Below are 332 nucleotides of genomic sequence, written 5' to 3'. Positions count from 1 at the left end.
CAAGAACAGTTAAGTTATCCTATTCTAAACTACCTGGTAAGTTATTGGTCAACCAAGTACAGGTTTGGAAATCTGGGTTGGATGATTTAGATAAGGAAACTCCTAAAACTTTAGAAGAATCATCATCAATACCATCACTGCCAAATACTACGACAAAATGATGATATTGCATGGAAATAGAAGAATGTAAGCAAATTTCAATTCTTGATGTAGCAAGTCGTTTAGGTATCTCCTTTAAACAAGTTTCGACCAGTGTCTATGAGCATTCTGAACACGATTCATTTCGGATTTTTTCAACTACCAATACTTTTAAATGGTTTTCAAGAGATATT

1 pseudogene is annotated in these 332 nt (G+C 33.4%); it reads left to right on the top strand.

The features are described 5' to 3' along the window. Positions 1-161: pseudogene (locus HMPREF2837_RS11990) on the top strand (peptidylprolyl isomerase); the annotation flags it as partial. Positions 162-332: the final 171 nt, after the last annotated feature.

The sequence above is a fragment of the Streptococcus sp. HMSC071D03 genome (assembly GCF_001812125.1).
Taxonomy (GTDB): Bacteria; Bacillota; Bacilli; order Lactobacillales; family Streptococcaceae; genus Streptococcus; species Streptococcus pseudopneumoniae_N.
The sequence above is the reverse complement of the archived record's forward strand: the minus strand, read 5'-3'. Positions and strand labels throughout refer to the sequence as shown.